The sequence below is a fragment of the Streptomyces malachitofuscus genome, from assembly GCF_055571035.1.
In genome coordinates, this window is sequence record NZ_JBVIGA010000029.1 from 1 (window position 1) to 22533 (window position 22533).

The following is a 22533-nucleotide window of genomic DNA, read 5'->3' on the forward strand; positions in this document are numbered from 1 at the left end:
AAGCGCCCCCTCCGACCCACCCCACACCACATCCCGCACCGGCGCATCCCACAAGGAACACACCTCATCAAACGCCCCCGCGAACACCGGAAACGCCTCATACAACCCCCGCCCCATCCCCAACCGCTGCGCCCCCTGACCCGCGAACACCACACCCAGACGCACACCGTCACGTGCGCGACTGAGAGACGCGGCAGTCAGGGCGTTCAGTCCTTCGATGGCCTGCTCGGCGTCTGCGGCGTGCACGACCGCGCGATGGCGCAGCGGGGATCGTGTCGCGGCCAACGACCGGGCTATGGCGGGGAGTTCGAGCCCCCGGTCAGCGGACAGCCGGCCGCGCAGGAGCTCGGCCAGACGCAGGGTGCCCTCGGGCGAGGAGCCCGACACCAGCAGAGGCATGCGGTGGGGCGGGGTGGCCGCCGCGGGTTGGCCGGCCTGGGGCGGCGGGGCCTGTTCCAGGATGAGGTGGGCGTTGGTGCCGCTGATCCCGAACGACGACACACCCGCCCGACGCGGACGCTCCCCCACCTCCCACGGCCGCGACTCGGTCAACAGCGACACCGCACCCGACGACCAGTCCACATGCGGCGACGGCTCATCCACATGCAACGTCCGCGGCAACGTCCCCTGCCGCATCGCCATCACCATCTTGATCACACCCGCCACACCCGCCGCCGCCTGGGTGTGCCCGATGTTGGACTTGACCGAGCCGAGCAGCAGGGGCTTCTCGGGGCTGTGTCCTGGGCCGTAGGTCGCCAGCAGTGCTTCGGCTTCGATGGGGTCGCCGAGCCGGGTGCCGGTGCCATGGGCCTCGACCGCGTCCACATCCGACGGCTCCAGCCCCGCACTCGCCAACGCCGCACGAATCACCCGCTGCTGCGACGGACCGTTCGGCGCGGTCAACCCGTTCGACGCACCGTCCTGGTTCACCGCCGAACCACGGATGACCGCCAGCACCCGATGCCCCCGGGCCACCGCATCCGACAACCGCTCCAGCACCAGCACACCCACACCCTCGGACCAGCCCGTGCCATCGGCCGCCGCGGCGAACGACTTGCACCGACCGTCCGCAGCCAGCCCCCGCTGACGGCTGAACTCCATGAACATGGCGGGTGTAGGCATGATGGCGGCGCCACCCGCGAGGGCCAGGTCGCTCTCGCCGCTCCGCAGGGACTGGGCCGCCAGGTGCAGGGCCACGAGTGAGGACGAGCAGGCAGTGTCCACGGTGATGGCGGGGCCTTCGAGGCCGAGAGCGAAAGCGACCCTCCCGGAGGCGACGCTGATGGTGGTGCCGGTGAGGGCGTATCCCTCGGCGGGACCGGTGACTTCGTGCAGACGCGGGCCGTAGTCGAGGAAGGTGGCGCCGGTGAAGACGCCGGTGGGTGTGTTGCGCAGGGAACGGGCGGGTATGCCGGCTCGCTCGAGCGCTTCCCAGGAGACCTCCAGCAGCAGTCGCTGCTGCGGGTCCATGGCGAGGGCCTCGCGGGGGGATATGTCGAAGAACTCCGCGTCGAACTCGGCCGCGTCGTGGAGGAAGCCGCCCGAGCGGGTGTAGGAACCGTTGCGCCGTTCGGGGTCCGGGTCGTAGAGGCGGGTGAGGTCCCAGCCGCGGTCGACGGGGAAGCCGGAGATGGCGTCACCACCGGAGTCCACCAACTCCCACAGCGACTCGGGCGAATCGACCCCGCCCGGATACCGACACGCCATACCGACGATCGCGACCGGTTCCCCGGCACCGGCCGTGGCCGCCGCCGGCACGGATCGGGGGGCGGGTGTGCCGGCCACCAGGCCGGCCAGGTGGTCCGCCAAGGCGGCCGGGGTCGGGTGGTCGTACAGGACGCCCGCGGCGAGGTCGCAGCCTGTGGCGGTGGCGAGGCGGTCGCGCAGTTCGAGCGCGCCGATCGAGTCGAAGCCGAGGTCCCGGAAGGTCCAGCCCGTTTCGATGCCGTCGGTGGAGCCGTGGCCGAGGACGGCCGCGATCTGGCCGCGTACCAGGTCGTGCAGGGCTCGGCCGCGTTCTCCCGAGGACAGCCGGGCCCAAGAAGCGCGTGGCCCGTCGGCAGCGGCGGGCTGCTCCTGCTGCGGGCTCCGGGACGGCGTGGCGGTCGCGGGTTGGGGGCTGTGCGGTGTGTCGGGGGTCTGCGGCTCCAGCCAGTGGCGCCGGCGCTGGAAGGCGTAGGTGGGCAGTGCGACACGACGGGGCGTGGTGGCGGGCAGTGCGCGGCTCCAGTCCGCGGGCGCGCCGTTGACGTACGTCGTGCCGAGGGCGGTGAGGAAGGTGCGTTCCTCCGAGTGGTCACCGCGCAGCGCGATGGCGAACGCGGCCCCCTCGACACAGCTCCGCCCGAGCGTGCACAGCACTCCGTCGGGCCCCAACTCGACGTACGTGGTGACCTTTTGCTCTTGCAGGGTCCGCATGCCGGCGGCGAACTGCACGGCGTTGCGCAGGTGTCGTACCCAGTGCTCGGGGCTGCCGAGTTCCGAAGCGTCGGCGAGGCGGCCGGTGAGCGTCGAGACGATCGGGATGCGCGGTGCGCGGTAGGTCAGGCTCTCCAGCACCGACCGGAACTCGTCGAGAACGGGGTCCATGTGCGGGGAGTGCGAGGCGCAACTGACCGCCAGTCGTTTCGTCCGGTGGCCTCCCGCCCGCAGTCGCGCGGCGATGTCCATGGCCGCGTCCTCGTCGCCGGAGATGACGACGGAGCGCGGTCCGTTCACGGCGGCCACGGACACTCGCCCGGCCGTACCGTCGAGCAGCGGACGTACGTCCTCCTCGGTGGCCTCCAGTGCCACCATCACGCCGTCGCCACCGGAGCACGACTGCATCAGGCCGCCGCGGGCAGCCACCAACGTGCATGCGTCGGCCAGCGACAGCACTCCGGACACATGTGCGGCGGCGACTTCGCCGATGGAGTGACCCATCAGGACGTCCGGGCGCACACCCCATTGCTCGAACAGACGGAACAGCGCCACCTCGAGCGCGAACAACGCGCCTTGGGTGTAGACGGTCTCGTCGAGCAGAGCACCCTGCTCAGGGGCGTCGGGGAACACGACGTCCCGCAGCGGCCGGTCGGCATAGGCCGCCAGTCGCTCGTCCAGCAATGCGCACGTCTCGTCGAAGGAGGCGGCGAACACGGGGTGCAGCTGGTGGAGTTCGCGTCCCATGCCGACGCGCTGGCTGCCCTGGCCGGTGAAGAGGAATGCCACTTTTCCGCTTCCGGCCACGCCGCGGACCACGCCCGGGGCACCGAGGAAGGGTTCGCGGGCCAAGGCTTCCAGCCCGTCGGCTGCTTCGCTTCTGCTCCCGGCCAGGACTACTGAACGGTACTCGAAGGCGGTCCGGGTGGAGTGGAGGGAGTGGGCGAGGTCGGCGAGCGGATGCTCGGGGTGCACGTCGAGATGGGCACGCAGGTGTGCGGCTTGGGCGGCCAGCGCGGCGGGGCTGCGGCTGGATACGGGAAGAGCCAGGATCCGGTCGGGGTCCTCGGCGGGCTCGCCTGCCGCCACGGGCGCCGGCGTCCCCTCGGACAGTACGACATGGCAGTTGGTGCCTCCCATCCCGAAGCTGTTGACGCCGGCGATCAGCGGCCGGTCGGTCGCGGGCCAGGGTTCCCTTGCGGTCTGGACGCTCAGCCGCAGGTCGTCGAGGGGGATGTGAGGGCTGGGGGTGGCGTGGTTGAGGCTCGGCGGCAGTTCGCGGTGGTGCAGCGCCAGGAGGGTCTTGACCAGGCCGGCGATGCCGGAGGCGCCTTCCAGGTGTCCGATGTTGGTCTTGACCGAGCCGACCCGCAGGGGTGATCGCCGTGACCGTTCGCGGCCGAGGACCGCGCCGAGTGCCGCCGCCTCGACCGGATCCCCGGCCACGCTCGCCGCACCGTGCAGTTCGACGTACTGCACGGCGGTCGGGGCCAGACCGGCGCGCTCGTAGGCAGCGTGCAGGACGCCTTCCTGGGCGGCTTGGCTGGGTGCGATCAGGCCGTCGGTCGCGCCGTCGTTGTTGACGGCGGTGGCCCGGATCACCCCGTACACGGTGTCGCCGTCGGCGCGAGCTCGTGCGAGTGGTTTGAGGACGACGACGGCGCCGCCCTCCCCTCGTACGAAACCGTTGGCGCGCGCGTCGAAGGTGAAGCAGCGTCCGTCCGGGGACAGTCCGCCCAGCTTGGACATCACCACCGCGTTCTCGCGCAGCAGGTTGAGGTGGACGCCGCCGGCCAGTGCCAGGGTCGACTCCCCGTCGAGCAGGCTGCGTACCGCCAGGTGGACGGCCACAAGGGAGGACGACTGAGCGGTGTCGACGGTGACACTGGGGCCGCCGAGACCGAGCACGTAGGACACTCGGTTGGCGATGACGGCTCGGCTGAGTCCGGCGGCTGTCTGCTGCGTGATCACGCCGGTGCCGTGCCGGTCGGTGAGCTTGGCGTAGTCGTCGGCGAACGCACCGACGAACACCCCGGTCGGCGTCTCCTTGAGGGAGCCGGGCACGATGCCCGCGTCCTCCAGAGCCTCCCAGGCCAGTTCGAGCATCAGACGCTGCTGTGGGTCCATGACGGCGGCCTCGCGGGGCGAGATGCCGAAGAACGCGGCGTCGAAGCCGTCGATTCCGTCCAGCGAACCGGCCCATCGAATGCCGGTCGGCTCCTGGCCGTCCGGGTCCGCCGCGCCGGCCCCGCCTCCTTCGTCCCGGGGCCAGGTGCGTTCCTCGATGCTGTCCACGCCGTCGCGGAGCAGTTCCCAAAAGCGCGTGGGGCCGCTCGCTCCGGGGAAACGGCAGCCCACCCCGACCACCGCGATCTGTCCGGTGTCGGCCGACGACGAGAACTCAGGCGATGACCCAGTCAAAGCGACCTCATTATCAGCGAATACGCCAGAAGACGGTTCCTCAGACTGACACCCCCACCGGTCGGCAACAAGGAAACCGCGAGTGAATCGGGGTGGCGAGGCAGGGATACAGGGGCCCCTATTCGGCCTGGCACCCCTATGCCCTCAGGGGGACTTCAGTGGATGGCGCCGCCGAATTACATTGACACCACGCGCGAGGGAAATGAGGAAGTGTCGAATGACCGAGACCCTGCCCGAGCCCAAGCCCTTACCCATCGATCGGCCCCATCCGCTGTCGGTGCCGCAGGAACTGCTCCGTCTGCAGCGTGAGACGCCCATCAGCCGACTGACCTACGCCGATGGCACGGTCGGGTGGCTGGTGACGGGTCACGCGCAGGCGCGATCGGTGCTCGGCGACCCGCGTTTCAGTTCCCGCAGCGATCTGCGGCGGGCGCCGATCCCGGTGTGGGCCATGGGACCACAACCGATCCAGCCCGGCTTCTTCATCACCATGGACCCGCCCGACCACACGCGCCTTCGCAAGCTTCTGACCGGTCAGTTCACGGTTAAACGCATCCGGGCGATCGAGGCTCGCATCGCCGAGGTCGCCGAGGAGTACCTCGACGAGATGGAACGCCGGGGTTCGCCGGTGGATCTGCTGCCGGTCTTCGCCATGCCGCTGCCCGCCCTGGTCCTCTGCGAAATTCTCGGGGTGCCCTTCGACGAGCGCAGTCGCTTCACCGAGTACCTGACGGCGCTGGTCGACATCACGAGCAGTCCGGAACAAGTCGGTATCGCCTACAACATGCTGGGCGAGTACACCCACGGCCTCGTCCGTCGCAAACGCAGCGAGCCGACCGACGACATGCTCAGCGGACTGGCCGCCAGCGACTCCGTGACCGAGCAGGAGGCGGCCGGCGTGGCAGGACTGCTGCTGACGGCGGGCTTCGAATCGACCGCTTACATGATCGCCACAGGCGCGTACGCGCTGTTGCAGAAGCCTGACCAACTCGCTGCCCTGCGCGCCGATCCGGCGCTGATCGAGGGAGCGGTCGAGGAGTTGTTGCGATACCTGACCCCCCTCCAGGCCGGGCCGGTGCGAGCCGCACTGGAGGACGTCGAGATCGACGGGCACCGCATCGCCGCGGGCGAGGTGGTCACGGTCTCACTGCCGACCGTCAACCGGGACCCGCAGCGCTTCGACAGCCCGGAAACCCTAGATGTGCAACGCAGCGCACGCGGGCACATGGCGTTCGGGCATGGCGTACATCAGTGCCTCGGCCAACAACTCGCGCGCTGTTCGCTGCGCGTGGGCTACACAGCACTGTTCCGGCGCTTCCCGACGCTCCGCCTGGCGGTCCCGGCGGAGGAGGTCCCGATGCGTCGGGAGATGCCGGTCTACGGAGTGAACGCCCTGCCGGTGACGTGGTAGCGGGCGGTAATCGTGAACATCTCTGTGAACACGCGGCGCTGCTGTTCATCCGGAGTGTGCGCGCTGACCGCTCCTGACGTCTTCGATCAGTCCGACGAGGACGGCACAGTGGTCTTGCTGACGGCGCAGCCACCGGTCGCGGCTCACGCCGCTGTCCGCGAGGCGGCGGAACTCTGCCCGTCCGGGGCCATCGAACTTCGGGAGCGCTTATGACGGACCGTCAACCCGACCTGCACAGCGGGGGATCACTCGAGTACCGACACGACGAAGCCACGCTCAAAGGGCTGCTGGAAGAACACTGCCGCCGGATGAACACGGGCGACGTCGAGCACATGCTGGATCTCTACACCGAGGACATCTACGCGGAGGATCCGGTCGGCTCACCACCGATGATCGGCCACGACGCGCTGCGTGCCCACTTCTCCCGCGCCGCCGAGTCAGCCACCTACGACATGCCCGGGACGCCGGTGGCCGCACAGGACGGCAGGCACGCCGCCATTCCGGTCTCCGTCCAGATGACCTATCTGCCCTTGGGGCCGACCCTGGTACACCACGGAGCACTCCAGGCGCCGGCCCGCCCGCGCCACACCCTCCTGACCCTGGAGGTCGTCGGGGTCATCCGCGCCAGCGTGGATGCCCGCATCGAAGCTCTGTGGATCTACTGGGGACGTTCGGACGTCGGACTCATCGACGCCTCAGCCGGCCTACGGCTGCGGCGGTGATCCTCGTCGCCGGCTTCGAGCGCCGAGTAACCGACCCTCATGCGAAGTGGGGCTGCATCCCGCAGACCCACTTCGATTTCCCTCTCCACACAATTCAGTAACTGCCCACTCCGGCAGTGATCTGGTTGAATTTTGCGGGCAGATCGCCTCTCCCCATGACTTCCAGTTTGCGGTAGACACGGGTGAGATGTTGCTCGACGGTACTCACCGTGATGAAAAGCCGTCGCGCAATCTCCCGGTTGGTGTCCCCACGAGCAGCGAGCGTAGCGACGCGCCACTCCGCCTCGCTGAGCTCGGTGAATCCTTCGGTGTCCTTGGTCGCCCCGTTGTCGTCCGCGACATCACGCACTTTTCCGATCAGGGAGTCCAACAACGGTCGCGCCCTGCACTCCCTCGCGATTTGGGCTGCCAACTTCGATGTCATCCTGGCATGCTCCAGTTGGCCCAGCTCGTGCTGAGCATGGGCCAGATCCGCCAGCGCATGCGCCATCTCCAGCCGGTCCCCGCTACGCTGCAAGTGGTCGATGGACTCTCGCAGCACCATGGGCCGGGACTTGAGATCGCCCGTCGCCGCCAGCACCCGCAGGAGGCCGCCCTTGGGCCTCGGCTGTTGGGCACCGGGCCGCTCCATCTGATCCCGCACGAGTTGGCGAGCGAGCTTGGGTTTGCCGACGCGCAGGCAGGCAGCCGCTGCGTCAGCGCGCCAGGGGATAAACCCCGGCAGGTCCATCTCCCATGACTTCATCAGGTCGCCACAGGCCAGAAAGTCATCGAGTGCGGCGCGGAACCGTCGCATCGTGAAGTGCAGGCGCCCCCGCGAATAGAGGTAGCCAAGACCGTAGCGACTCTTGAGCAGTGCCTCCGGCGTCGGTTCGTTCAGTACCGCCTCAGCCTCCGCGAACCGTCCCATCACCGACAACGCCTGGACGCGCACGGACATGGACAGCCCCACGGCCACACCCCAGGCCGTTGGCGACATCCGCCGGAGCGCTGCCGATGCAAGCAGCTCGGCACTGTCGGGGTCCCCACGCCGCAGGGCGATCTCGCCGCGTACGGCACCGAGCATCGCTGCCCAGCATGTGGCATCGCGCTGCCTCGCCGTCTCGAACAGCCTCTCGCACCAACGGCTCGCCGCATCCAACCGGTCGGCATAGACCAGCGTCAGAAGGGCGAGGGTAATGGGCTCCAAGGTGACGTCGTCCAGCCGTGCCGATTCGAGAACCTGCTCGGCCCGGCTCACACCGTCATCAGGGTTTCCACCACCCAGAACTGTCGTGAGGGCTACGGCCGCCGTCGTGTCCGGCCCCCCGGCCACCAGAGCCGAGGGCCGCGGCGACTGCGTTCCCGGCACCTCGGCAGAGACTTCGCGTACGGACGGGAAGCAGGCGGCCAGCCAGCGCCCGACCGCTTCCCGTGCCCCCGTGTCGTCGATTCCGTCCGTCCGGTGCAGCAGGTCGACGACCTCCTCCACGCGGCCGTGCCACAAGAGCGCCCGTAGGGCCAGCACGGCGTTGTGGTCGCGCAAGGTCCCGGCGCGCAGGGCTGTGGCGATGGCGGGAAGGCGGGACATGGACCGGCCTGGGTCGACCCGCCATTCGGCCGTGACTGCCGCCACCTGGAGGACCGCGCGGTCAACCGGATCGGTCGCCACCTTGTGGGCCAACTCCAGACACCGGACTGCTACGTCTACCTGGTCGTGGAGCTGCGTGGAGCGAGCAGCGTCTCGCAGCACCGGCAGGCTCCATGCCGGAGGGGTGCGCTCGCTGGCGATGAAATGGCTCGCCACGGTCACCGCTGCCGCACCGGCGTCGTGAAGGAGCCGGCCGGCGTCCAGGTGCAGACGAGCCCGCTGTTCAGGCTCCACATCGGACAGGACCGCGGTTCGGACGTGCGGGTGCCTGAATCGTCCTCCGGCCAGCAGGCCGGCTTCATTCAACGTGTGGATATGCAGTCCGACCGTCACGGGGTCCATACCGACCAGGGAGGCGACCAGCGCTGTAGGGACAGTCTCGTTGAAGATCGCGATCCCGTGCAGTACCGCGCGCGTCTCGGGAGCGCACCTCTCCAGACAACTCAGCACAGCCTGACGGAACGCCGGCCCGACCACAGGCTCACCCGGCCATCGCTCCGCTGCCGAGTGGGCCGGCTGGTCCTCCGCCAAGGCGCGCAGCAGCAGCGGGTTCCCCCCGGTCAGGTTGTGCCAGACGGGCGCGTGCCGCTCCGCGTCGGCGAGACCGAGTTCGTCGCGCAGCCCTCGGGCGACACCGCGCTCCGACAAGAGGGGCAGCCGTATGCGATGGCAGTAGGACAGCCCCAGTAGCTCGCGAAGCTCCGGTGAACGGTCCAGACGGGGCGACTCGGTACCGGTCAACACCACCAGGACCGGTGCGGATCTGATGCGGCGCACGCAGTAGAGCAGACACTTCAGTGACAAGGAGTCGGTGTACTCGGCGTCGTCCACCTCGATAACCATGGGGCGATCGCCCGCGACGCAGAGGAGCGCCTCACGGATGGTTTCCATCGCATGCGCGCCCTCCCGCCCCCCAGCCTCCAAGGCCGAACTCAGCGCCACGTGGCCCTGCTCGCCGAAGGGCGGGGACGGGTCTCCCCCCTGCGCCGGCGCGTTGTGCAGGAGCTGTCCGAGCAGCCCCAACGGCAGGGAGCTCTCAGCGTACGAACCCGTAGCCGACACTACTACGGCACCCGCTTTCAGGGCCTCTTGTGCGAATGCTTGCAACAGTCGGCTCTTCCCTGCGGCCATAGGCGACGTGACTACCGCCACGGTTCCCTCTCCTGGCCGACAGAAGTCGAGAAGTCCGATCAACTGGGACAGTTGAGAATCGCAATCCACAAAGTTCATAGGCGCGCACCACACGAAGGCGATACGGGGACCTCTGCCTTACCTGTTCCCTTGCGGGACTGCACTGGAAACACTTCTCTCACGCGCGACAACTCCCTTGATCTTCGGATAAGATCCGATCAATCTCAGCCGGCACAGGCACGACACCCGGGCAGGGCACCTCGACCTACCCATGTCGGACTTCTGCACTCTACCTTTCCGGATAGACCACAGATAATTTCACACGCACACCATCAAAGAATCAGATCGGCGAGCGGAATTTACGACTCCTTCACCGAAGTTCATCGGCTATTTTCTGCCACTCTTTGGAACAGTTCAGCGCGATCGCGGCCACGACATCCGCCCAATGAGCTGGAACGGCATCCACCAACCGCTTCCACTCGTCAGCCTCAACCGCATGCACGTCAAGCCACCGCAAAAGCGCACGACCTGACTCCGAGTACTTCAGCGCCGGGTCGTTCCTCAGTCGCTGGCGCACAGAGGCCCAGGCCGCATCATCGGCACTGCGCCCCTGGCCCGCGCGGTCGCCGCTCACCGAACGTATGGCCGAGGCATCGGCTGCTTCGGGAGCGCTGCCCTCGGTCGGCGGCACGGCGCTCTCAGTAATCACGGGAGACTCGTCCTGCTCGCCCTGCTCAGCCAGCTCGGTCCGCACCCTGTGGGCGGTGGAGACCGAAACTCCTGCCTTGCTTGCGATGACACGCAGCGACGCCTTGGGATGCTCGGAGATGACCGCGATCGTCCGCCGTCTGCCTTCCTCGCCATTGACGGGCCGAGCGCGCCCATCCCGTCCGATCCTGATGTTCGACTGCTCAAGATACGCAGTCGAACGCTGCCGGATCCGACGCACTGTCCCTGCCGCAACCCCCGAGGCCTCACCGACAGCCCTGTCCGACCACCAAGGATTCATGGCCAGAATACGCTCGGCCGCCGCCTCCCTGTCAGCCAGCGACAGGGGAAGTCCGTGCGATATGTTCTCCCGGACAGCCAGCAAGAAGAGTTCTTCGTTGCTGCCTTCGACGAAGCAGACAGAGATTCGCTCATCGCCACGTAGCCTCGCCGCCTGAACTCGATGCACACCATCCACGACCCGCATCGTGGCACGGTGCACCAGGATGGGCGGTAGCTCTACTTCGATCTGAGCCAGCAGGCGGGTGTGATTCACGTCTTCACCGCCGAGGCGAGGGGACTCCGCAAGCACCAGCTCGCTCAAAGGAACGACTTCTAAGCGTTCACGCCTGGCGACATGATTCACTCCGCCTTCGGCCACAGCTTCCCCCGCTTCAGCTCGAAATTCCAACCTCTAATCACGACTGGGACTCAGGAACGAGATACACCAAAAAAGAGCACGTGAAATTTCAGCACTGCAGCAGAAATGCACCAACTTTCGTTCACGGCCAGTTGTTACTCAGCCAACATTGCTCACTTTGATGATAGACACCCCCAAAGGAAGGGTCCAGGCAATCCGATCGCAGCCCCCGAAACACCTGACGTATGGGAACATTCGGACATTTGATCCCCGTATGGGCGCCCTCCTTAAGTCGGCCGTTCTGGTCACATACAGCAGGGGCAAACTTGAGCGACCCACCGATCAATCGCCCTCCGCGCCTTGGCGGGGTGATGGTCGGCGGACGTCATCAGGGCACGGCCAACTCGGCCGTTCACTCATGCCCCTCAACGCAACCTTGGCCCGGAGGCGCACGGGCCGGCGTCGCTCGACGTTGGCAGAGAGAACAGTCCTGAGCCGTCACGTCCTTGCGGAACATCGCCTGGCGGGTTGGGCATCAAGGCTGCCCAACCTGGCCTGCTCGCCAGTGAGCATCACCTGGGCAGCTGCCCTGTCACCCAGGGGACGACGGGCGTTTCGCCGATGACGAGGAGCCTCTGCCGGAGACAGTACGGAGCAACGTCGCACACGTTGGGTACGGACATGCGCGGCTTGAGGGGCACGTCTCCTCCCGTCGATCAACGGGAGCGAAGCGACGGTCATCGTCGCAGCCCGAGAATGCGTCCGGAGCCCGCTGAGACGCTGCACGCGAGCGGACTACTGACGAGTCAGTGCACTCGGTTGGTTCGAGGTGGTCAGGGAGAAGCCTTTCTGACGTCGGCGAGAACGCATCAAGGAGTCTTCGCCGACCAGACTTTCGGGCATACCGCTCAAGACGGTACGGCAAGACCACATCGCTGAGAGGCCGAGAATGAGTCAAGGTCTGGCGATACAGGTGTTCCACGAAGGGGAACGATGCGCCTGTCGGCGAGGCGCTCTGCACCTCTCCAACAGCAATGGCACCTGGTGAACGTTTTCCCGCCTCCCTACGACCGGAATGTTTCAGGCGCCGGTCCGGGGCCCACGCGTTTGCGGGGACGTATCTACCAGGGCGTTATGTGAGTCGCCGGTGGTGTTGTCCGGTTTGAGGGCTTGCGGTCGGCTGAGCCTGCGGTCTGCTGGTAGGCATGGGCGAACAGCAGCCTTGCCCGAGTGATCTGTCGGACGAAGCGGGGGAGCTGATCCGGCCGGTCATCACGTCCGGTAGCGGCAGCACCGCTCCTGCTCTGCCTGGCGTCCCGGAGGGCCGGATCTTCCTGGACCACGGACTGACCGGAACCAATGGCGACCGGCCCGGCCTGGCCCAGGCCCTCGCAGCCGTGCGCGCCGGCCACACCCTCGTCGTCTCGAAGCTCGACCGCCTCACGGACCTCGGCGTGCGGGTGACGGAGGAGGGGGCAGCAGGGCTGCGTCATCGGGGTTCCCCGGCTCGGCGAAGCCGAGGACCGCGGTCGGGACGACGGTGGCCGGTCGGAGCACAGTGCCTGGTAGTGCGCGCGGAGGTCGTACCCCTTCCACCCGGAGTTCGTGGCACGCGGTCACGCGCACGCCTCGGGACGGGTCCGTCAGGTACCGGGGCAGTTCGTTTCCACGGCCGGCACGGCACAGTCGTCCCACGGCGGCGAAGCGCACGAAGGTGTCCTGGGCGGAGAGCAGGGTGCCCGGTGGTCTCGCCGACCCCTGCACGCTGCGCGGCAGTTACGACGGCGTCGACGTCCTCGTAGCCTGCGCCTCCCGCGTCGGCGGCGCATACGATCGGCGCGAACTGATCGAGGTGTTGACCGTTTGAACACTGGCCGTCGAACACCACGGCATCCCTCTCCCCCACACGACCGCCGCCCTCGCCGACCACGCGACTGTGCGGAGCACTCGCGCGAGCCCGAGCCGACCGGGTCCGAACGCCGCACCTGCACCGCCACGGACCGGGCCGACCAGGAGAAGGTGTCGTCCCCACGCCCAAGCCCGGCAACGACGCAGTCGACGAGAACCGCTGGGACCGGCCCGCAATCGGCGAGCGCGGTCAGATCGGGACGTGCGCCCAGCCACCCGGGTCCGCACCGACCTCGCGCAGCAACTGCCCGAAGCGCTCGCCGTCGTAGAGAACGCCGCTGTACTCCACCGGATACGCCTGTCGTTGACGAAGGCTGTCGGTGTGCCGTGGCCCTCAGGCTCCTCCGCTCCCCCGGCCCGCTCGTACGCCTTCTGAGACGCGGTCACGAAGGATCGATACTTCATGGACCTGACCGCCGCGTCGAACGACGGGCCGCGCAGCCCTTTGACCTCGAAGTCCCGGCAGTACGGACAACGCGGGTCCTCGTACATGTGCACGACCGTCTCGGCGGCCGGATCACCCACCATGACGGTCGTGCCGTCCGCACCCAGCTTCTCCGGCACTTCCTCCGCGCGCGTACGGCGCCTGCGGGGCTTGCGCCGCGCTCTGCCCGCAGCCCGCCGGTACCAGCAACGCGACCGCACACAATGCGGCCCGCCGACCCCCACTCACCATGCGCATTTCCTCCCCGAGATCAGCGCGACCCCGGAGCATCCCCAGGACACGCCCGCCACCGGGTGGTGCGCCTAGTGGTTTCGTCAACCTGTTAGAGCGGGTTGGGGTTCGGAGAAGGCTCCGTCGCGGAGCATGGCGAAGAGCACGTCGGCTCGGCGCCTTGCGAGGCAGAGGAGGGCTCGGGCCGGGAGACCGGGTCGGCCAAGGCCGCGAACGCGGAGAGGAAGAAAGCCCGTTTGAGCTGCTTGTTTCCGCGTCCGGAAGGTTGTTCGTCGCGGACCGAGGTGCCCAAACTCCCCCTGTAGTACCCTCTACATAATGTCGGTCATTACATGGACGCCCGGCGCGGTCGCCGTACGGCAGGCAGTCGCCCAGGACGCCAAGCGGCTCACGCGGCTCGTGCGCAGGTCGCGCGCCTATGAGGGGCCGTACGCGGCGATGGTCGCCGGTTATCGCGTGGGCCCGGACTACATCGAGAGTCACCGGGTCTTCGTCGCTGTCGACACGTCGGATCCCGCGGGGCGGGTGCTCGGTTTCTATGCGTTGGTCCTCGCAGCCGCGGAGCTGGACCTGCTTTTCGTCGCGGACGAAGCACAGGGCCGGGGCATCGGGCGCCTGCTCGTCGGACACATGAAGTCAGAGGCACACACGGCTGGACTCGACCGCGTCCGCGTCGTGTCGCACCCTCCCGCCGAGGGGTTTTATCGCAGCCTGGGCGCACAGACCATCGGAACCGTCGCCGCGAATCCGCCCGCGGTGATGTGGGATCGCCCCGAGCTGGAGTTCCTGATCCCGTAGCCGCCGACCGCACCGCGACCGACCTGCTGGTGGAAGTCTTCGGCAGGTAGCTTCCGGGCCTTGAAAGTGGCTTGCGGGGCGCACGAACGCGCACCGGCCGGCCTGCTGCTGTGCCTGACTGCGGCCACGTGGGCTGCAGCGACAGCTCTCGCGGCGCTCACGCCACGAGCCACTTCGACTCCAGCGCACACCCGGTGGCACGCAACCTGGCAGGCGACCGGGAATGGGCCTGGTGTTACGAGGACGAGGTGTATCTGGAACCGCTGGAAGAGCCTGTGCCACGTTTCACCCTACGGACGCGCGAGTCGGTCTGGGACTACCCGCAGCCGCCCGTCATGCGGGAGGACGACCTGTCGTGCGGGTGGAGTGCGCCGGACAGGTGGTGGCCGAGACCCGCAGGGCCGTCCGGGTGCTGGAGACCAGCCATCCCCCCGTGTTCTCCATTCCACCGCAGGACGTCCGTACGGAGCTTCTGTTCCCGGCGGTCGCGGGCAGGACCTGGTGCGAATGGAAGGGGACGGCCCGGTACTGGGACGTCGTCGTGGGAAACGACGTGCGCGCTCGCGCCGCTTGGAGCCACCCCCGTCCTGAGCCCGGCTACGCACCTCTCGCCGACTTCATTGCCTTCTACCCGAGCCGCATGGACCGCTGTACGGTCGACGGAGAGGACGTCACGGCGCAGAAGGGCGACTTCTACGGCGGCTGGATCACCGCAGATGGCATGGGCCGTTCAAGGGCGCTTCGGGCACCCAACCTGTGGTGAGGCGGCGACGGTGAGAGCAGCTCAGCCGAGGATCGCAGTCGCCTCCACCTCGACGCGTCGAGACGGTCCGCGCCATCGCAATGACCGAACACCGCCCCCGCCGGCCGGTTCCGGACGGCCGCCAGGCCGGCGCCCCGCGGAGCGCCACCTTCACACGGGGCGGTACGGCCACCGTCACGCCGCCCGGTCCAGCTACTGGGCGTGATGATCATGAGCACAGAGTTCGGTGACCCCGCCGCTGCCCATGTCCTGCTGCCTCAAGGAGGTATCGGGGCGGCACCCGACGATGCGGCGATGCTGCTGGTGATCATCGCCGTGTGGTACATCATGAATCCTATGCATGCGTGCGCGTGCGCGCCGGCATCGGAGTTGGGAAAGCTCGGCACGTGCGAGAAGCTGTTCGTCGGCATGAACCGGTAGCCTGCGGGCGGGTTTTGCCGGAACCGCTGGGTGTAGCAGCTGGAAACGGCGCCGGGTGAGGGGGTCAGCTCCGCGGGTTCGGTGAGAATGAAAGGGCTGTCGAAGTCGATGACTTCGCGTATGAGTCCCGAGGGCTTCATCGCGGCGATGAACTTCCGCATAGCCTGGATGCCGGAGCTGAACGAGGTGACGCCGACGTCCGTGAGATTCGGTGGCGGGAGGAACGGGACGAACGCGGCCTGGGTGGCCGCTGTGATGTTACTGAGGGTCGCGACCGGGTCGATGGCGAACATGTTCTGCTCACGGTCGGCGCCCAGCGCGGCCATGGTGGTGAACGGGACCAGCAGCGGAACACGCCGGACGGACGCCAACTGACTGCCCTGAAGCGCGATGTACCTTTGCAGACTGCCGGACCAGCCACCGGTGAAGGTGGGGTAGTCGTCTTCCCTGGCGTGGACGATGGGGGGCTGTGGGGGCCGCAACTGGACGACTGTCGGGTGGAAGAAGACTTGTATCCGAGAGAAGTCGGTGGTGCCGAACGGTACCGCGACACCCACCCAGAATACGTGGTTGCCCTTGGTGACCTTGAACAGGAATTCGTGGATCGTCGCGGTCAGCTGCATCTCCTCCAAGAACTCACCCTGCATCACCGGTTTGATCACCGGCTTGTTCACGACATGCGGAATCGTCAGGGAGAGCGGGTTTGTTTGTGTGACCGTGATGTTCATGGTCATCATCCCACCTACTCGGTGACCTCGATCCGGCAGCACGTCGTGACCCACTTCGAGTCGCTCACCAGGTTGAGGTAGGCGGAGTTGGAGACCGCTGCCGTCCTATGCCCCTCGCAGCAGTACACAGGTATCTCGTGCACTCCCACAACTTCAGGACACACCCACCGCCCGGCATCTGCAACTGGGGCTGCCACCGAATGGGTTAGTGCATTGGTGGGCGCGCCTGCTGTGGTCAGATACGGCACTCACGGCCACGGGTCCGTGGGACGGACGGTGTCGAAGGCGAGGCCGCTGGAGCTCTCCCCGGTGCCGGGGGCTTTCTCCCGGCGCACCCAGCTGTGCCAGGAACCGTCGAACCAGCGGCCCAGTACCGGACGCCGGGTGACGAAGACGCCGTCGCGAGGCACCTCTTCCTCGTGCACCCACAGTCCCGGCGTGATCAGCCGGCCCTCCGGGCGCGAATCAAGACCGGGGCCGGTGAGCCTGGCCAGCCGGAAGCGGATCTGCCCGGCGCCGACTGCTTCCGGAACGAGCGGGAACCAGTAGTCCGGCACGATCGTCTGCACTGCGTACGCGGGCAGTTCTCCGGCCACGGCGGGCTCGGCGGGTGTGGTGCGGGCCCAACGGTCCCGGCGATCGATCTGTTCGCCCCGCCCGTCGGTGTAGTGGTGCTGGACGGCCCACGCCAGGTTGGCCAGTTCGTCACGGGCCAGTACCACGCGCTCCAGCGGCAGCCCCGTCTGGCCGTTGTGGGTGGGCAGGACCAGCAGTCCGGAGGCCGCCGGGTGATCCGGCTCCGGGCTGCTCAGAGTGAACATCGACCAGGCGGGATCATCCTGTCCTGCGCGCCGGACCAGATGGTGGCGGCCGAAGACATCGCGTACGAGGAGCCGGTCCAGGACGGTCAGCGAGGCCATCGGCACCTCCAGCGGTACCAGGAACCAGTCGTTGCCGAAGACCGTGGCGAAGGAAATCAGCAGGAGTCGGCCCGTGTCCAGTGTGGAGACGTCCGCCGCTCCGAGGTCGACGCGCGCGTCCTCCATCTCCCAGAACCGGTCGCCCGGCAGCCCGCCGTAGCGGATCGTCGAGGGCAGCCCCTCCTCGGTGAACGTGCGGCGCTCGCCCTGCGGTGCCGCCTCGGCGTCGGGGTCGGGGTGCACATCCAGGCTGTACCAGTCGAGTCCGTCGCCCTGGTACTCCTCGGCACGCAACACCGTCCCGCCGGTGGACAGTTCGGCACCGTACTCGAACCGGTGCGGGTCGAAGCAGTCGGGGCCGCGCTCGGCGAGCTGCCCGGCCCACCAGCTCCGCCACCGGGCGGCGACCTCCCCGAGCGTTCCGCCCTCGAAGGTGCCCGCGTCCAGTGCCGCCGCCACCAGCTCGGCGTCGGGCAGCCGGCCGTCGAGCAGCCCGATCAGGCTCCCGTCCGCCTCCCCGGACCGGAGCCGGTGGGGGGCCAGTGCCGCGAGGGCGGCTGCGAGCAGCCCGGCGTCGTCGGACATCCGCAGCAGCGCCGCACCACCCTCGGCTCGCAGCCGCTCGTCGGTCTCCACGGGCTCGTCCTCGATGTGGCTGTCCAGCGGCCCGAGGCGCGGATCGTAGGGCACCCATTCCGTGGTGCCGCCCGGTCGCCAGGCGTCGACGGGCGCACTGCCGCCGGTCATGCGCACCACCGCCGGGGAACCGGCGTCCTGGGCGGCGAATTCCCCGAACTGCCACTGACGGGTGAGCAGCCAGAGCGGATCGTGCACCCGGGCGGCCAGTCCCGCTTCGATGTCGGAGGTGCGGTGACGGGGCTCCAGCATGAACGGTCCCTCCGGGTCTGTGCCGGGACGCTCGGTCTCCATCCGGGACAGGGTCTGACCGGTCGGGCCGTGGGGCGAGATCCGGACGCCGGGGATCAGATCGTCCAGCTCCGGCAGGTCGTCGAGGTCCACTGCGCGCAGCTTGGCCAGTTCGAGGGTCTCGCGGACCACCTGCACCAGGCTGTCGGAGGTCCAGCCGCGCTCCAGGTTCGGGGGCACCGCGATGAGAACGTTGTGCGGGGCCTTGGCGTCCGGGCGATCGTAGTGAAATGCGACACCGGTCAGTTCGGTCTGCGCGGCCTCGTTCGACGGGACCGGATGATCGGAGCCGGGCAGCAGTTCGATCCATTCATCGAGGAGGACGCCCGTGACGGCCTCCCCCGGGGCGTGTTCGGCCGGGGCGTGCCAGACCAGGTGCGTGGTGGCGGACGGGCGCTGCCCGGCGGGGAAGGCACCGCCGATCCAGGCGTCGCCCGGACTCCCCGGGTGCTGTGCCGCACGCAGCCGCTCGACCCGCCCGGCGCGCGCGCCGGCCAGCAGCAGCGTCTCGTGCAGGGTGCGCACCATTGGTCGTACGGCCGCGTTGCGCCGCAACCAGTCTTCCAGGTCGGCTCCGGACACGTCCGAGCGACCGGCCGTGATCTGTGTCGGTACGGTGAGGTCGGGCAGGATGGGGATCTCCGCGCCGAGCACTTCGGCGAGTTCCGTCCGGGCCCGCGAGAGCCAGGCCTCGGCCGCATCCGGGGTGCTCTGCTCCGCGGCCACTTCGCTGAGCTTGGCCCCCGCCGGGTGGACTGCGGCGAAGGCGGCAAGGCGGGTGCGCAACGCATTCGTGTCGACCACGTGGCCGACCGGGTCCTCGGACAGATGGGTCGGCAGCAAGGGCTGGGCGGCGGACAGCAGCGACCGGATGCGTACCGCGCGGCCACGCAGACCGCTCCAGCCGGGCCCGCTGAAGGTGACGGGGGTGTCCGGTTCGGCGCCCTCGGCGCTTCGCACCGCGCGGCGCAGCCCGGCCGGTTCGGCGGAAGCCGCGTCCAGTACGGTGCGCACCGCGCCCAGCTGCAGGCGGTCCAGGGTGAGTTCGAACGGCTGACCGCCCACGGTTCCCGTAAGTGTCCAGCTCGCCGCCCGGCCGAGCACATGCGCGACCCAGGCCTCCAAGGCGGGTTGCAGGTCGGCGAGTTGATCGGTGGGCCAGCCGGTCGGACCCTCCGGTCGGGCCGGCAGCAGCGCGGCGACCCGGTGGGTCAGGGCGCGGGCCCGGTGCGGGGTGCGCAGGACGCGGAACGTGTCCGGCACGTCCTCGCCACGGCCCAGGGTGTCGGCGGTCAGACCCGCGCGGATGGGGCTGCCGCCCACCAGCTGATGCACGCTCTCCGCCAGTACCAGATCGCCCACGGCGTCCAGGGCATCGGCGAGGTCTTCCAACAGTGAGGTCACCGTCGCCAGGTCGCCGTCCGGGACACCGGCCAGTACGGGAGCTGCGGCTCCGGCCCTGACGAGGGCCATGCCGTCGACGACGTTGCGTGCCGCGATCACCTCCGCGCTGCGCGCCCACAGGTCCGCCCGGGGCTCCTCCGCTTGCGGCTCGGGCACGACCGGCAAGGGGAACCGGCGGCGGAACGCTTCGACCAGGTGGTCGAGTTCGGCGTCGTGCAGGGCTCGCTCGAACCGGTAGCCCAGCAGAGGGCCCAGGCTCTGGCCCTGGCGTACCGCGCCGAGCAGCCAACGGGCGATACGGGCGCGGCGGGAGGTGAGGTCGACGGCGTAGGTCTGCTCGTCGGGTTCGCTGAGGAACCCTGAGCGCAGCACGGCCGCAGTGGCCGCGTGCTGCAGCGACGGCGCGTGAATGTAGCCGTCCTTCGCGGAGACCTCCACGGTGGTGTCCACGTCGTCCAGCACGATGTCGATCTGTTCGCGCTGCACCGGCGCGCGCAGATCTTCCACCCAGCCGTAGCAGCCGAACCGGACGCCTTCGACGCCGGTTGACCTCAGCGCGGCCAGCCGTCGCGAGGCGAGCGAGGTGATCCAGGCGTCGAGCCGGTGCGAGTGGACGTCGATGACCTCCGCCAGGAGTTCGGGCAGCCGGGTCACCGGCACGGCGGCCAGGGTCCGCAGGGTTTGTTCCAGCCGGGGCAGTTCTGCGGCGGCTCGGGAGGCTGCCGCGACGCGTTCGGCGCGCTCCCTCTCGCTCAGCCCTTCGAGTACGTCCGCCACGAGTTGGTCCACGTCGCCCGTGACGGCCAGCGCTTGGCGCAGGGGGTCATCGGTGGCTTCGTCGTCACCTTGAAAGAAGGCCCAGTTGGGGAGGAACAGCAGGGCGTCGAGCAGCCCGCTCGCATCCGGTTCGGGTTCCGGCCCCTCTCCGTCGTCCGGTGGTTCCTCGCTCTCACCGGTGGGCACGGACCCCTCTTGGGCCCCCGGGAGGTCGAAGAACGTGCTACGCCGTGGCGGAGTTTCCCGGCCCGTCGACAAGTCCACCGGCCACGCCTGATCGTAGCCCGCTGCGTCGAGTTCGCCCGCGAGGAAGGCGCGCACCGCCTCCAGGTAGTCCGCGGTGGCCGCCGCTCGACCCGGAAAGGTCCGGGCATCCGGGGTGAGCCGGGCGACGAACTCCGGAACGCCGGTCTTCTCGTCCAGTCCGCCACCGAAGGAGGTGAAGCCGTCGCCCCGGGTCGTCCACCGCAGCATCCCGTGGGGCGACAGACCGGGCAGTCCCGGCCGTGCGGGGGGCTCGGTGCGATCGACCTTGCCTACTGCGGCCCCCGGGCTGTCCATGCGCCACATGGAGAGGCCGGTCGCCACGGGCAGCCGCTGCAGCGCGTTCACCGCAACCTCGTCGACCGGCATGCCCGGTTGGACTCTGGGGATGGGGTCGATGGCGGTCTCCCCCCTCACCGCCGCCCGCCAGCGTTCCCTGAGCCGTTCCAGCCACGGCGCGATCAGCGCGTCCACATCGCCGACGCGTTCGGCGCGCCAGTCGTCCAGTGCGGTGACCGGCAGGATGCCGTACGGCTGACGTCCGACGCGGAGCATCGGGAGCGGTCCGCGACCGCGCACATGCTCGGCGAGGTGCTCCCGGATCGCACGCCACGGGCGGCCGGGGGCGACCCCGGTGACCTGCCGGGTGCCCAGGTCGAGCGTGCTCAGGGCGGCCTCGGCGAAACCTTTGCCGAGCGTCGGCCAGGTGAGGAGGGTCAGCGCGGCGACGGCTGCGGGTTCCGGGTCGTCGGCGCCGGAACAGCCGCGCAGGAACCCGGCGTCCGGCAGGCCCAGCCCCGTCGCCAGCGCGTCGGCGACCGGCTGCTCCCCCGCCTCCGGGTCGGGGCCGGGGCCCGGGAAGGGAGGCGCCGAGGACCAGCCGGAGCGGGTCCGTGGGGTGTTGTTGGTCGCGGTGCCGGACGGCAGCAGGCCGAGACCGCCGCCGAACCTGTGGCCGTGCAGAAGGTCGCGCAGCCGGGCCGCGCCGTCGGCCGCCGATTCGTCGCGCACTCCGACGACCAGCAGCTCGTCCAGGCTCTCGGTGGCATCGGGTGGGAAGATCAGCTCGATGCCCATACCGGCCTTGACCGCTTCGAACCAGTCGGTCTCCCAGCCCTCCTCCTCGGCGCGCAGCAGGCCGATCGGCAGCGGGTCGGGCACCGGGCGGCCGAGCTTGTCCACCACCACCTCACCGTCGAGCAGGCCGAGGAAGCGCCAGCGTTTCGGCATCGCGACCGTCTGCGGCCGGTGCTGCCCCGGCTCGTCGGGGCGCAGGGACGGCGGCGGGGCGCCGGGGCGGGAGGCGCGCACCGCCCAGGACGCGCGGGCCGGGCGCAGCTGCGTGAGCACCTGCTGCCAGGCTTGCGGGCCCGGGTTCTGCCAGTACTCGGCGGCGGCCGCGGCCTCGGCCGGGGTCAGTCGGGGGTCGAAGGCGGAGAGCAGGATGTCGTCGGGGTAGATCCGTACCCGCAGGGTGCGCGGCTCCCACCAGATCGTCTCCACCCGCACCGGCAGCAACGCGACGGGGGCGGTGTTGTCGTCGGGGAACAGAGCTGTGCCCTCGCCCAGGGCGCGCATGAGTTCTTCTTCTGCACCGGCCGCCAGGCCGTTCAGCTCATCGGCCCTGCGCTGGAGTTCCAGCAGGGTGGCCTCGGCTTCGGCGAGCAGTTCGGAGCTGGGGCGCTGGCCGGGGATGTGGAGGGGGTCCGGCAGACCGGCGCGGATGTGGTCCTGGAGACGCCGCACCACGGCCTGCTGCTCGTCTGCGCGTGCCTGGGCGGCATCCGCCTCGCTGCGGGCCCGGTCCATCTGTGCGCGAGCGAGGAACGCGTCGTTCATGGCGAGGGCTCCTGTCCTCGGTGCAATG

12 protein-coding genes and 3 pseudogenes are annotated in these 22533 nt (G+C 69.1%); 8 read left to right on the plus strand and 7 right to left on the minus strand.

Going from position 1 to position 22533, the window contains the following annotated elements; translation table 11 throughout:
- The coding region (locus ACZ44S_RS32810; protein WP_466935687.1) for a beta-ketoacyl synthase N-terminal-like domain-containing protein at positions 1-4839 on the minus strand (4839 nt) is incomplete at its 3' end.
- Between the two features lie 217 nt (positions 4840-5056).
- Here ACZ44S_RS32810 and ACZ44S_RS32815 point away from each other — a divergent pair.
- From ACZ44S_RS32815 to ACZ44S_RS32825, 3 genes are read left to right on the plus strand one after another with little or no spacing between them, the layout of a single operon-like run.
- Positions 5057-6250, plus strand: coding sequence for a cytochrome P450 (locus tag ACZ44S_RS32815; RefSeq protein ID WP_466935689.1), 1194 nt, complete (start codon positions 5057-5059; stop codon positions 6248-6250).
- A gap of 24 nt (positions 6251-6274) precedes the next feature.
- The gene (locus ACZ44S_RS32820; RefSeq protein WP_466935918.1) at positions 6275-6463 is read left to right on the plus strand and encodes a ferredoxin; all 189 of its coding nucleotides are present in this window, start codon (positions 6275-6277) and stop codon (positions 6461-6463) included.
- The gene (locus tag ACZ44S_RS32825; RefSeq protein ID WP_466935691.1) at positions 6460-6972 is read left to right on the plus strand and encodes a nuclear transport factor 2 family protein; all 513 of its coding nucleotides are present in this window, start codon (positions 6460-6462) and stop codon (positions 6970-6972) included. The genes ACZ44S_RS32820 and ACZ44S_RS32825 overlap by 4 nt, the downstream gene beginning before the upstream one ends.
- Positions 6973-7066: 94 nt before the next feature.
- On the opposite strand, the gene ACZ44S_RS32830 is transcribed toward ACZ44S_RS32825, so the two are convergent.
- A complete protein-coding gene (locus tag ACZ44S_RS32830; protein ID WP_466935693.1) occupies positions 7067-9832 on the minus strand; it encodes a helix-turn-helix transcriptional regulator in 2766 nt (921 codons plus the stop codon).
- Positions 9833-10103: 271 nt separating this feature from the next.
- On the minus strand, positions 10104-11045 hold the full coding sequence (locus tag ACZ44S_RS32835; protein ID WP_466935695.1) for a ParB/RepB/Spo0J family partition protein: 942 nt from the start codon (positions 11043-11045) through the stop codon (positions 10104-10106).
- Positions 11046-12286: 1241 nt separating this feature from the next.
- Here ACZ44S_RS32835 and ACZ44S_RS32840 point away from each other — a divergent pair.
- Positions 12287-12514, plus strand: a pseudogene (locus tag ACZ44S_RS32840) (recombinase family protein); the annotation flags it as partial.
- Between the two features lie 281 nt (positions 12515-12795).
- Complete coding sequence (locus ACZ44S_RS32845; RefSeq protein WP_466935930.1) at positions 12796-12948, plus strand: hypothetical protein; 153 nt, start codon at positions 12796-12798, stop codon at positions 12946-12948.
- 800 nt (positions 12949-13748) lie between these two features.
- Here ACZ44S_RS32845 and ACZ44S_RS32850 read toward each other — a convergent pair.
- Positions 13749-13954, minus strand: a pseudogene (locus ACZ44S_RS32850) (IS110 family transposase); the annotation flags it as partial.
- A gap of 29 nt (positions 13955-13983) precedes the next feature.
- On the opposite strand from ACZ44S_RS32850, the gene ACZ44S_RS32855 reads away from it, so the two are divergent.
- The 3 genes and pseudogenes from ACZ44S_RS32855 (at position 13984) to ACZ44S_RS32865 (ending at position 15226) form a co-directional block, all read left to right on the plus strand.
- Entirely contained in the window at positions 13984-14463 is a 480-nt protein-coding gene (locus tag ACZ44S_RS32855) for a GNAT family N-acetyltransferase (protein ID WP_466935697.1), read from the plus strand.
- A 128-nt stretch (positions 14464-14591) separates the two neighbouring features.
- Positions 14592-14714: pseudogene (locus ACZ44S_RS32860) on the plus strand (UBP-type zinc finger domain-containing protein); the annotation flags it as partial.
- A 104-nt stretch (positions 14715-14818) separates the two neighbouring features.
- Positions 14819-15226, plus strand: coding sequence for a DUF427 domain-containing protein (locus ACZ44S_RS32865; protein ID WP_466935700.1), 408 nt, complete (start codon positions 14819-14821; stop codon positions 15224-15226).
- Positions 15227-15483: 257 nt separating this feature from the next.
- Here ACZ44S_RS32865 and ACZ44S_RS32870 read toward each other — a convergent pair whose 3' ends face one another.
- The 3 genes from ACZ44S_RS32870 to ACZ44S_RS32880 form a co-directional block, all read right to left on the minus strand.
- Positions 15484-16374, minus strand: a complete 891-nt coding sequence (locus ACZ44S_RS32870) for a hypothetical protein (RefSeq protein WP_466935702.1) — start codon at positions 16372-16374, stop codon at positions 15484-15486.
- 14 nt (positions 16375-16388) lie between these two features.
- The gene (locus ACZ44S_RS32875) at positions 16389-16517 is read right to left on the minus strand and encodes a hypothetical protein (protein ID WP_466935704.1); all 129 of its coding nucleotides are present in this window, start codon (positions 16515-16517) and stop codon (positions 16389-16391) included.
- A 105-nt stretch (positions 16518-16622) separates the two neighbouring features.
- Positions 16623-22505, minus strand: a complete 5883-nt coding sequence (locus ACZ44S_RS32880; protein ID WP_466935707.1) for a hypothetical protein — start codon at positions 22503-22505, stop codon at positions 16623-16625.
- Positions 22506-22533: the final 28 nt, after the last annotated feature.

Bases quoted from the DNA above. Each gene is read 5' to 3' on its own strand.
- ACZ44S_RS32815 (WP_466935689.1), top strand. From the start codon at position 5,057: ATGACCGAGACCCTGCCCGAGCCCAAGCCCTTACCCATCGATCGGCCC.
- ACZ44S_RS32825 (WP_466935691.1), top strand. From the start codon at position 6,460: ATGACGGACCGTCAACCCGACCTGCACAGCGGGGGATCACTCGAGTAC.
- ACZ44S_RS32830 (WP_466935693.1), bottom strand. From the start codon at position 9,832: ATGAACTTTGTGGATTGCGATTCTCAACTGTCCCAGTTGATCGGACTT.
- ACZ44S_RS32855 (WP_466935697.1), top strand. From the start codon at position 13,984: ATGTCGGTCATTACATGGACGCCCGGCGCGGTCGCCGTACGGCAGGCA.
- ACZ44S_RS32870 (WP_466935702.1), bottom strand. From the start codon at position 16,374: ATGAACATCACGGTCACACAAACAAACCCGCTCTCCCTGACGATTCCG.
- ACZ44S_RS32880 (WP_466935707.1), bottom strand. From the start codon at position 22,505: ATGAACGACGCGTTCCTCGCTCGCGCACAGATGGACCGGGCCCGCAGC.